The following is a 12,835-nucleotide window of genomic DNA, read 5'->3' as shown; positions in this document are numbered from 1 at the left end:
CCGGATCAGCCGGTCCCGAGTTCCCTGTCGATCAGGTCGAACATGTCCTCATCGCTCGCATCCGCGAGTTCGTCGTCGACGGTCTCCGTCGACGCCGGCGCGTGGCCTTCCCAGTGGGCGAGCAGGTCGCGCAGTCCTTCGGTGAGCGCCCGCCGGGTGTTGTCGTCGGTGGCCGCTCGCAGCGCGCTCGCGACGGGTTGCAGCTCGGGGAGCACGGGGGTGCCGCCCCCTGCTTCCAGCTCTGGGTGCAGTTCTGGTTCGGGTTCTGCGGGCAGGAGTTCGTCCCGCAGATACTCGGCGAGCGCGGTCGGTGTGGGGTGGTCGAAGACCAGCGTGGCGGGGAGCGTGAGCGCGGTGACCGCATTGAGCCGGTTACGCAGCTCCACTCCGGTCAGTGAGTCGAAGCCCAGCTCACGGAAGGCCCGCGCGGGCCGTACCGCCTCGGTCGAGGCATGTCCCAGTACGGCGGACGCATGGGTGCGGACCAGGTCCAGGAGCATGCGCTTGCGCTTGGGCTCAGGAAGCGCCGCCAGCCTGTCCGGCAGATCCGAGCCACCCTTCTCGTCGGCCTCTGCCGCCTTCTCCTCCTTCTGGTCTGCGAGCAGTTGCCGTACGTCCGGCAGCTCGTCCAGGAGTGGCCGGGGCCCGCTCACCGTGTAGGCGGGGAGGAAACGGTCCCATCGGATGTCGGCGACGACGAGGGTGTGCTCACCGTGTTCGACGGCTTCCCGCAGCGCGTGTACGGCCGGTCCGGGATCCATGGCGGGCACACCACGGCGACGCAGCTGCTCGGCGACGGCCTCGTCGACCATGCCACCACCGGCCCAGGCACCCCAGGCGATGGAGGTGGCCGGGCGGCCCTGCGCCCGGCGCCATTCGGCAAGTGCGTCAAGCGCGGCATTGGCGGCCGCGTAGGGCCCCTGACCACCGTTGCCCCACACCCCGGCACCGGAGGAGAACAGCACAAAGGCGTCCAGCGGATGATCTGCCAGCAGCTCGTCGAGGTGACAGGCGCCGGAGACCTTGGCGTGTACGGCGGCCATGGCGTCATCGAGAGAGGTCTCGTCGAGCGGGCGGGCCTCACCGACGACGCCCGCCGTGTGCACCACGGCCGTCAGCGGGGCTTCCTCCCCGGTGAACGAGTCCAGCAGCTTGGCCACCGCGGCCCGATCGGTCACATCGCAGGCGGCCACGGTCACCCGCGCACCGAGCGCGGTCAGCTCGTCGGCCAGTTCGGACGCGCCGGGGGCATCCGGGCCACGCCTCCCGGCGAGCACCAGATGCTCCGCACCACCGGCCGCGAGCGCCCTCGCCACATGGGCGCCCAGGGCTCCGGTACCCCCGGTGATGAGGACCGAGCCGCGCGGCTGCCACGGCTCGGCCACCGCCGACGGATCGAGAGGCGCGCGCACCATACGCCGGACATGGACACCGGACGGCCGGATGGCGTACTCATCCTGGCTACTGCCGCCACCACCACCGAGAAGGGACAGGAAGCGACGCAGCGCCTGCTCGTCCAGGGTCTTCGGCAGATCGATCAGGCCGGCCCAACGGTCGGGGTGATCGAGGCCGAAGACCCGGGCCAGGCCCCAGATGGCAGCCTGGCCGGGGTTGCGTATCGGGTCGGATGGCCGGTGGGTTTCCGGTCCCCGTGCGACAGCATCGGTCGAGACGGCGCCCTGGGTGACTGCCCACAGAGACGCGTTCACCTCCGTATCGGCCAGCGCCTGGGTGAGGGCCAGGGTGCTGAGCAGGCTGCTGGGCACCCCCCGGCGGCCATCGGCATCCCGGTCGTCCAGGGCAAGCAGCGACACCACGTGCAGCGGGGCATCGGCAGCGCCGCGCAACGCCGCCAGCTGTGCCACGAGTTCCGCACTGTCGGCGGTGGCCGACACGGGCATGATGCGGGCCCGGTCACCGAGACCGCGTACGGCCTCCTGCACGAGGTCATCATCCAGGTAGTCGGCCGGCGCGACGATCAGCCAGCGGCCCGTCAACTCGCTTGATTCCGGCTCGGGTTGGGGCCGCCAGACGATGCGGTAGCGCCAGCTGTCGACCGTGCTCCGCTGCTGCCGACCCTGCCGCCACGACGACAATGCCGGCAACACCTCACGCAAAGCGCCTGGATCCGACAGGCCCAACGTCGCCGCCAGACCGTCCAGATCCGCACGCTCCACCGACTCCCAGAACTGTGCATCCACCCGATCCACACCACTACCTACCGACGGCTGCCCGGACTCCAGCCAGTAGCGGCGGTGTTGGAAGGCGTAGGTGGGCAGGTCCACCAGCCGCGGACGGGGGGCGGCGGCAAAGGCCGGGGACCAGTCGACATCCACACCGTGTACGTACAGCTCGCCGAGGGAGGTGTAGAGCCGGGCGAGGCCGCCGTCACCGCGACGGAGGGTGCCGGTCACCACCGCGTGCGCGCTCACGGCCTCGACGGTTTCCTGAAGCGGCACGGTGAGCACGGGATGCGGACTGACCTCCACGAAGGTGTGGTGGCCAGTCGTGGCGAGGGCTTCGACGGCGGGCGCGAACTCCACGGTCTGCCGCAGGTTGGTGTACCAGTACTCGGCGTCCATCTCCGCCGTGTCCAGCCACTCGCCCGTCACCGTCGAAAAGAACGGCACGGACGACGTCTGGGGCACGATCGGCGCCAGGACGTCGAGCAACTCTTCACGGAGGGACTCCACATGTGCCGAATGCGAGGCGTAGTCCACGTCTATTCGACGCGCACGGATCTCGCGCTCCCGGCACCCGTCCAGCAACTCTTCCAGCGCCTCTGCATCGCCGGAGACCACTACCGACGACGGGCCGTTGACCGCCGCGACCGAGACTCGGCCATCCCACGGCTCGATCAGCTCCGATACGTCGGATACGGGAAGGGCCACCGACACCATTCCGCCACGGCCCGACAGGGCACGGATGGCCTTGCTGCGGAGCGCCACGACCCGGGCGCCGTCCTCCAGACTCAACGCCCCGGCGACGCAGGCTGCGGCAATCTCTCCCTGGCTGTGACCGACCACCGCAGCGGGCTCCACACCATGGGCGCGCCACACTGCCGCCAACGACACCATGACCGCCCACAACACCGGCTGGACCACATCCACCCGGTCCAGACCCGGCGCACCCTCCACCCCACGCAACACCTCACGCAGCGACCAGTCCGTGAACGGCTCCAACGCCGCCTCACACTCGGCGAGCCGATCCGCGAACACCGGGGAGGAATCCAGCAGCTCTGCCGCCATCCCCGCCCACTGCGAACCCTGCCCAGGGAAGACGAACACCGTCCGGCCCGGGTCACCCTTTGCGGCGGTCGCAACCGAGGATGTGTTCAACTCCCGCAGTTTGGCGGTTAGTTCATCGGTGTCCGACCCCACGACGACCGCCCGGTGCTCGAACGACGACCGCGACGCCACCAACGACCAACCCACCTCAACCGGCGACCAGCCCGCATCCGCCACCCGCGACGCCAACCGCCCCGCCTGCGCCACCAACGCATCAGCAGAACGCCCGGACACCATCCACGGCACGAGCACACCACCACCCGAGCCCGAAGAGGACGAAACCGGCTGCCTGTCCCCCGCTGACTCGGGCTCATCCACCTGCTCGACAATCACATGCGCATTAGTCCCGCTGATGCCGAAGGAAGAGATACCGGCCCGGCGCGGATGGTCCTCGTCGAGCGTCCACGGACGGGCTTCGGTCAGCAGCTCCACCGCGCCCGATGACCACTCCACATGCGGCGACGGCTCATCAGCGTGCAAGGTCGCCGGCAATTCGGCATGGCGCATGGCGAGCACCATCTTCATGACCCCGGCCAGGCCGGAAACCGTCTGGGTGTGCCCGATGTTGGACTTGACCGAGCCGAGCCACAGCGGCCGGTCCGCCTCCCGCCCCTGCCCGTACGTGGCAAGCAGCGCCTGCGCCTCGATCGGATCACCCAACGACGTCCCCGTACCGTGCGCCTCCACCACATCCACCGCACCGGCCGACACACCCGCATCCGCCAACGCCGCCCGGATCACCCGCTGCTGCGACAGACCATTCGGCGCGGTCAAACCGTTCGACGCACCGTCCTGATTGATCGCCGTCCCGCGGACAACCGCCAACACCGGATGTCCCTTGCGGCGGGCGTCCGAAAGGCGCTCCACGAGGAGGACGCCGACCCCCTCGGACAGTGCAAATCCGTCGGCCGCCGCCGAGAACGGCTTGCACCGCCCGTCCCGCGCCAGTCCCCGCTGGCGGCTGAAGCCGATGAAGGGCCCGGGATCTGCCATGATCATCGCGGCTCCCGCGACAGCGAGCGAGCACTCCCCCGAGCGGAGTGCGCGCACCGCCATGTGCAAGGCGACCAAGGACGACGAGCATGCCGTGTCGACCGTGACGGCCGGGCCTTCCAGTCCCAGCGTGTAGGCGACCCGGCCGGATGCGACGCTGGTTGCCGCCCCGGTCGCCAGATATCCCTCGATCTGCTCAGGGTCCGCCGCGCGAAGACGGTTCCCGTACTCCTGGTCGGTGACGCCCATATAGACACCGGTTCCGCTGCCCCGCAGGGACTTGGGGTCGATGCCCGCACGCTCGAAGACCTCCCAAGAGGTCTCCAGGAGAAGCCGCTGCTGCGGGTCCATGGCGAGGGCCTCGCGCGGGGAGATCCCGAAGAACTCGGCATCGAAGTCACCGGCGTCGCGCAGGAATCCGGACTCCCGGACATAGCTGCTGCCCGGCCGGTCGGCATCGGGGTCGTAGATGCCGTCCAGGTCCCATCCACGGTCGGTGGGGAAGGCGGACATCGCATCGACGCCCTCCCGGACCAGCCGCCACAGATCCTCGGGCGACTGCACGCCCCCCGGGTAGCGGCAGGCCATGGACACGATCACGATCGGGTCGTCGTCTGCCTGGCCGGAGGCGGGGACGGGGGCGGGAACGGGGGCCGGTGCCACGGACGGCTTCGCGGTGGATTCCTCCTCGCCGGTGAGCTGGGCACCGACGTATCCGGCGAGCGCAGCCGGGCTGGGGTGATCGAACACGACGGTCCGTGGCAGCCGCAGTCCGGTGGCGCGGCTCAGGCGGTTGCGCAGTTCGACGGCGGTCAGGGAGTCAAAACCCAGCTCCTTGAAGGGGCGTTGGGGGTCCACGGGCGTCGTCTTGTCGTGACCGAGGACGGAGGCGACCTGTTCGCGGACGAGTTCCAGCAGTGTGGTGGTGCGATGCCGGGCATCGAGTCCGGCGAGCCGCTCGGCGAGCGGCGACCGGGCGGGCCCGCGCCCCGTGCCGCCGCCACTGCCGTCGCCCGCGTCCCCGTCATCGTCACCGTCGCCGAGGGCCGCGAGTTGCGGGATCTCCGAGAGGAGTCGGCTCGGCCGTACCGAGGTGAAGACGCTGTTGAAGCGCGGCCAGTCCACGTCGGCGACCGCGATCGAGGTGTCGCCGTGGTCGAGCGCCTGCTGGAGCGCGGTGAGGGCGATGTCCGGGTCGATGACGGGCACGCCACGGCGCCGCAGCACCTCATGCAACGAGTCGGCGATCATGCCGCCGCCCGCCCAGGGGCCCCAGGCGACCGACAGCACCGGCAGCCCGTCGGCCCGGCCGCGTTCGGCACGGGCATCGAGCAGCGCGTTGGCAGCGGCGTACGCGCCGTGCTCCGCCACTCCCCAGGTGCCGGATATCGAGGAGAAATAGATGACGGCGTCGAGTTGTGTTGGGTCGAGCACGGAAGTCAGATGGTCGGCACCGGCGACCTTGCCCGCGAGCGCCGCCGCGAGGTCTTCCGGCCCGGCCTCCGCCAGGGAGCCGAGAGCGCTCACACCGGCGGCGTGCACCACGGCACGGACCGGGCCCCCGTCCCGCTCAATCCGTCGTACGAGGTCCGCCACCGCCTGCTGATCTCCGATGTCGCAGCCCGCCACGGTGACCTGAACACCCTGGTCACGGAGTTCGGAGCACAGCGCGGCCACCCCAGGGACGTCAGCGCCACGACGGCCGGTGAGGACGAGATGTTCCGCGCCGTTGCCGGCGAGCCAGCGGGCGATATGGGCACCCAGCGCTCCGGTACCGCCGGTGACGAGGACGGTGCCCCGCGGACGCCAGGAGCGTCGCGGGGGCTTCCCGTCGACCGGTGCGGGGACCAGTCGCCGCCCGAACAGGGTGGCCCCCCGGACAGCGAGTTGATCCTCGCCATTCCGGGCTGCGGCCAGGACCCGCGTCAGCAGCTCCACCGCTTGACCGCCGCCCTGCCCCGGCAGGTCGATGAGGCCGCCCCAGCGCTCCGGGTATTCCAGCGCGGCGACCCGGCCGAGCCCCCAGATCCCGGCCTGGTCGGGGTTCGCCGGTGCGTCGTCGTCGGCGGGGGTGCCGGTCGCGACCGCGCCTCGGGTGACGCACCACAGCGGGGCGCCTATCCCGGCGTCTCCGAGTGTCTTCAGCAGGGCGAGAGTCAGCGAAAGACCGGTAGGAACGCAGGGATGGCTACGGTCCGGCCGTTCGTCCAGGGCCAGGAGCGAAAGCACACCGGCGAACGGAGCGGCCCCGGCACGCGGCATCTCCGCAAGCTCGGCGCCATCGTCCACCGTCAGTGAGTGGATGCCCGCGCCCGCTTCCGCCAGCGCCTCCCTGACGCCCTGCACCAGCGCGTCACCCTCGTACCCGGCCGGAACCACCACCAGCCAGTCGCCGTCGAGTTGCCCAGTGGCCGGTTCCGCCACGGGTCGCCACACGACACGATGGCGCCAGCCGTCCGCGGTACCACGCTGCCGCCGCTGCCGGTGCCAGGACGACAGCGCAGGCAGCACCCCATCCAGGGCCTCGGCGCCGGGCAGCCCAAGAGTGCCCGCCAGCCTCTCCGCGTCCTGCTCGCCGACGGCCGTCCAGAACGCCTCTTCCTCCGGGGAGCCGGCCACCGCCGGAGCTTCCGGCTTCAGCCAGAAGCGCTTCCGCTGGAAGGCGTATGTCGGCAGTTCCACCCGGTTCGGACGACGATCGGCGAACGCAGGAGACCAGTCGACGTCCATGCCGTGCACATACAGCTCACCGAGGGAGGTGTAGAGCCGGGACAGACCACCGTCGTCACGACGCAGGGTGCCCGTCACCACCGCCTCCGCGCCCACGGCCTCAGCGGTTTCCTGAAGCGGCACGGTGAGCACGGGATGCGGACTGACCTCCACGAAGGTGCGATGACCGACCGCGACGAGAGCTTCGACGGCGGGCGCGAACTCCACGGTCCGCCGCAGGTTCGTGTACCAGTACTCGGCATCCATCCCCGCCGTGTCCAGCCACTCCCCCGTCACCGTCGAAAAGAACGGCACCTCTGCCGGACGAGGCACCACGGGCGCCAGAACCTCAAGCAACTCCTCACGAATCGACTCCACATGCGCCGAATGCGAGGCGTAATCCACATCTATCCGACGAGCACGAACACCACGCTCCCGACACCTCGCCAGCAACTCATCCAACGCATCCACATCACCCGACACCACCACCGCAGACGGACCATTAACCGCCGCAACCGAAACCCGGCCACCCCACGGCTCCACCAACTCCGCCACCTCGGACGAGGACAGCGCCACCGACACCATCCCCCCACGACCCGACAACGCACGGATCGCCCTACTCCGCAGCGCCACCACCCGAGCGCCGTCCTCCAGGCTCAACGCCCCAGCGACGCAGGCTGCCGCAATCTCCCCCTGACTGTGACCGACCACCGCAGCAGGCTCCACACCATGAGCCCGCCACACCGCCGCCAACGACACCATCACCGCCCACAACACCGGCTGCACCACATCCACCCGGTCCAGACCCGGCGCACCCTCCACCCCACGCAACACCTCACGCAGCGACCAGTCCGTGAACGGCTCCAACGCCGCCTCACACTCCACCAACCGCCCCGCAAACACCGGCGAAGAATCCAGCAACTCCACCGCCATCCCCACCCACTGCGACCCCTGACCAGGGAAAACGAACACCGTTCCGGAACCGAGGGCGGTCGGTACGGCGCCGGTGGCGGTATGGGATCCGGGGTTGCCCTCGGCCACGGCGTGCAGCTCCGCGAGCAGCGCGGCGCGGTCGGTGCCGATGAGTGCCGCTCGGTGTTCCAGTGCCGTGCGCGTCGTGAGCAGGGAGTGCGCGACGTCGTAGGGAGCGGCTTCGGGGAGCGTGTCGAGATGGGCGGCGAGGGCGGCTGCCTGTGCGCGCAGTGCGTCCGGGGTCCGGCCGTGCACAAGCCATGGCACGACGGTCCTGTCAGCGCCGCCACACGTCGCTTCCTCAGCGGCTTTCGGGATCTCGGCCGGAGCCTGTTCCACGATCACATGCGCATTGGTGCCGCTGATGCCGAACGACGAGACACCGGCCCGGCGCGGCTGCCCGCTCTCCTCCCACGGCTGGGGCTCGGCGAGCAGCCGTACCGAACCCGCCGACCAGTCCACATGCGGGGACGGTGCGTCGAGGTGCAGCGTTTCCGGGAGGACGCCGTGCCGCAGCGCGAGCACCATCTTGATGACCCCGGCGACACCGGCGGCGGCCTGGGTGTGCCCGATGTTGGACTTGAGCGAGCCGAGCCACAGCGGGCGGTCCGCGTCGCGGTCGCTGCCGTAGGTGGCCAGCAGGGCCTCCGCCTCGATGGGGTCGCCGAGTGCCGTGCCGGTGCCATGCGCCTCCACCGCGTCGACCTCGGCCGGGTGCAGTCCGGCGGCGGCGAGCGCAGCCCGGATCACGCGCTCTTGCGAAGGCCCGTTAGGGGCGCTGAGGCCGTTCGAGGCGCCGTCCTGGTTGGTGGCGCTGCCGCGCAGCACGGCAAGCACCGGGTGGCCATTGCGCCGGGCGTCCGACAGGCGTTCCACCAGCAGGATTCCGGCGCCTTCGCCCCATGCGGTGCCGTCGGCCGCCGCGGCGAACGGCTTGCACCGGCCGTCGGGTGCGAGCCCGCGCTGCCGGCTGAACTCCACGAACATGCCGGGCTGTGACATCACCGTCGCCCCACCGGCGAGCGCGAGGGTGCACTCTCCCGCGCGCAGCGCCTGCGCCGCGAGATGCAGCGCCACCAGGGACGAGGAGCATGCCGTGTCCACGGTGATGGCCGGTCCTTCGAGACCGAGGGTGTAGGCGATGCGTCCGGAGGCGACGCTGGTGGTCGTTCCGGTCAGGACATGGCCCTCGACCTGGTGGTTCGCCTGGTGCAGCCGGGGGCCGTACTCCTGCGCCATGGCGCCGACGAACACGCCGGTGAGACTGCCGCGGACGCCCGCCGGGTCGATGCCTGCCCGTTCCAGCGCCTCCCAGGAGGTCTCCAGCAGAAGCCGCTGCTGCGGGTCCATGGCCAGCGCCTCACGGGGCGAAATCCCGAAGAACCCGGCGTCGAAGGACGCGGCGTCGAGGAACCCGCCCTCGCGTACGTAACTGGTGCCCGAGCGTTCGGGGTCGGGGTCGTACAGCGCGTCGGTCTGCCAGCCCCGGTCGGTGGGGAACGGCGACACCGCGTCCACCCGGTCCCGCAGCACCTGCCAGAGGTCTTCGGGCGACTGCACACCACCGGGGTAGCGGCAGGCCATCGCGACGACGGCGATCGGCTCGTCGGGGTCGGCCTGGGGGCCGGCGGCCGGACCGTGCGCCGACTCCAACGTGTGGGCGGCGCCCAGGAGTTCGGCGTCGAGATAGTCGGCCAGCCGGGTGGGCGAGGGATGGTTGTACAGCGCCGTGGACGGCAGCCGTACCCCGAGGGCCCGGTTCAGCTGGTTCCGCAGCTCTACGGCGGTGACCGAGTCGAAGCCGAGATCCTTGAACGTCCGGCCCGTGTTGATCGCGGAGGGCTCCCGGTGACCGAGCACGGCGGCCGCATGGTCCCGTACGACTTCGAGTGTCGGCCGACTCGTCCCGGGGCTGTCGGCCGCGGCGCCAACGGGCCGGTCAGCCCCGTCAGCAGTGGTCCGGCGGAAGCCCTCACCAGTGGACCCGGCCGTCTGCTCCACCCAGTGCCGTTCGCGCTGGAAGGCATACGTGGGCAGGTCCACGAGCCGGGGGCGGTGGGCGGTGAAGGCCGGGGACCAGTCGACGGCCACGCCCTGCACATACAGCTCGCCGAGTGAGGTATAGAACCGGGCGAGACCACCCTCGCCACGGCGCAGTGTGCCGACGACCGCAGCCTCGGCGCCCGCGGTCTCGACCGTCTCCTGCACCGGCATGGTCAGAACAGGGTGCGGGCTGACCTCCACGAAGGTGTGGTGGCCGGCCGCGGTGAGGGCTTCGATGGCGGGCGCGAACTCCACGGTCCGCCGCAGGTTGGTGAACCAATACCCGGCGTCCATGGCCGCCGTGTCCAGCCACCCGCCCGTCGTCGTCGAGAACAGCGGCACGGCGGACGTCCGGGGTGCGACCGGCGCCAGGACCTCCCTCAGCGTCTCCTCGATCGACTCCACATGCGCCGAATGCGAGGCGTAGTCCACGTCGATCCGCCGTGCACGGACCTCGCGCTCGCGGCACTCCTCCACCAGCCGGTCCAGAACATCATCATCACCGGACACCACCACCGACGACGGCCCGTTGACCGCCGCAACCGAAACCCGACCACCACTCCATGGTGCGATCAACTCCTCCACGTCAGGCCGGGGCAGCGCCACCGACACCATTCCGCCACGGCCGGACAGCGCACGGATCGCCTTGCTGCGCAGTGCGACCACCCGGGCGCCGTCCACCAGACTCAACGCCCCGGCGACACACGCCGCGGCGATCTCTCCCTGGCTGTGGCCGACGACCGCCGCGGGCTCGACGCCATGGGCGCACCAGAGCTCCGCCAACGACACCATCACGGCCCACAGCACGGGCTGCACCACATCCACCCGGTCCAGGCCCGGCGCACCGTCGGCCCCACGCAACACCTCACGCAGGGACCAGTCGACAAACGGCTCCAGCGCCGCCTCACACTCCGCCAACCGACGGGCGAACACCGGCGAGGAGTCCAGCAGCTCCACCCCCATCCCGAGCCACTGCGACCCCTGACCGGGAAAGACGAACACCGTTTTGCCGGAGGTGACGGTCGCTTCGCCGACCGTCACCGCGGCATCGGGGCGTCCCTCCGCCACGGCCCGTACACCGGCGCCCAGTTCGCCGATTTCCGAGCCCACGATGACCGCCCGGTGCTCGAACGACGACCGCGAGGCCACCAGCGACCAGCCCACATCAGCCGGAGACAGACCCGTCCCCGCCAGCCGCGCCGCCAACCGCTCCGCCTGCGCTGCCAAGGCGTCAGCAGAACGCCCGGACACCACCCATGGCACCACCACACCCGAGGCCGAAGCCGAGACCGACGACACCGACACCGACGCCGACGCCGACGCATCCGCCGTCCCCTCCCCGTCCCCGGCCGGCTCCTCCCGCTCAGGCAGCTCCTCGGCCCGCCCCACGACCAGATGGGCGTTCGTGCCGCCCATCCCGAACGACGAGACCCCGGCGACGAGTTGCCGCCCCGCCTGCGCCGTCCATGCCCGGGACTCCGTCTGCACCCGGAGGTTCAGGGCGTCGAGCGGAATGCCGGGGTGGGGGGTGGCGAAGTTCAGGCTCGGTACGAGGCGGCCGTGCTCCACGCACAGCACCACCTTGAGCAGCCCGGCGATACCGGCGGCGCCTTCCAGGTGCCCGATGTTCGTCTTGACCGAGCCGACCGGCAGCTGAGCCTTGCGTCGCGGGTCGGTGCCGAAGGCGGCGCCGAGCGATGCCGCCTCGATGGGGTCGCCGACCTTGGTACCGGTGCCGTGCAGCTCCACATAGCCGATGTCGCCGGGGTGGATGCCGGCACGCTCGCAGGCCAGGCGCAGCACCTCTTCCTGTGCGGCGGCGTCCGGGGTGGTGAGGCCGGGCCCGCCCCCGTCGTTGTTGACCGCTCCGCCGTGGATCACGGCGTGCACGTGGTCACCGTCCGCCAGTGCCCTGGCGAGCGGCTTGAGGACGACGAGGCCGCCTCCCTCGCCGCGTACGAATCCATCGGCACGGGCGTCGAAGGTGTGGCAGCGGCCGCTCGGGCTGAGTGCGCCCAGGCGGGACATGGCGATGGTGCTTTCGGGGGCGAGGTTGAGGTGCACGCCGCCGGCCAGGGCGGTTTCGCAGTCTCCGCGGCGCAGGCTGTCGCATGCGGTCTGGACCGCGACGAGCGACGAGGACTGTGCGGTGTCCAGGGTCATGCTGGGGCCGCGCAGACCGAGGTGGTAGGAGAGGCGGTTGGCGATGAGTCCGCGGTTGAGACCGGTCGGAGTGTGGTGGTCGAGTGCCGTGGTGCCCTGCTGGTGGACGAGTACGGCGTAGTCCTCGACGGTGGCTCCGATGTACACCCCGGTCCGGTGGCCGTGGAGCCGTTCCGGACGGACGCGGGCGTTTTCCAGGGCCTCCCAGCCGAGTTCGAGGGCGAGTCGCTGCTGCGGGTCCATGGACCGGGCCTCGCGCGGGGAGACGCCGAAGAATGCGGCGTCGAACGCGGCGACGTCGTCGAGGAAGCCGCCCCGGGCCGGCTCGGACACCCCTGACTCCGCGAGGAGTTCGGCGGGCCACCGGTCGGCCGGTGCCTCGGTGATCGCGCTCCTGCCGTCGCGGAGGAGTTCCCAGAGGGCGTCCGGGTCGGCTGCCCCCGGCAAGCGGCAGGACAGGCCGATGACCGCGATCGGCTCGCTGTGCGGCGAGGGAATCGTGGAGCCCGCGGTTTCCGACCCGTTCATCAATCGCACTCCTTAGGCGAAGCGGCACAGTCACGGCTGACCTTCACCGTTCCACAGCGGTGTGCTCCGAAAGGCGGGCCGAAAGCTACCTCTAGGGGATCTCCTAGGCGGGCCGGAGGGCCCTGTCGCGACGGCAAGCC

1 protein-coding gene is annotated in these 12,835 nt (G+C 70.9%); it reads right to left on the bottom strand.

Annotated elements, in window-relative coordinates:
• Positions 1–5: 5 nt before the first annotated feature.
• Positions 6–12,695, bottom strand: a complete 12,690-nt coding sequence (locus STRTU_RS33675) for a type I polyketide synthase (RefSeq protein WP_159748936.1) — start codon at positions 12,693–12,695, stop codon at positions 6–8.
• Positions 12,696–12,835 lie beyond the last annotated feature (140 nt).

The organism is Streptomyces tubercidicus (assembly GCF_027497495.1).
Classification (GTDB): domain Bacteria; phylum Actinomycetota; class Actinomycetes; order Streptomycetales; family Streptomycetaceae; genus Streptomyces; species Streptomyces tubercidicus.
This window is presented reverse-complemented; position numbering and strand designations above follow the sequence as displayed.

Excerpts from the sequence above, each read along its gene's own strand:
- STRTU_RS33675 (WP_159748936.1), bottom strand. The coding sequence starts at position 12,695 with ATGAACGGGTCGGAAACCGCGGGCTCCACGATTCCCTCGCCGCACAGC.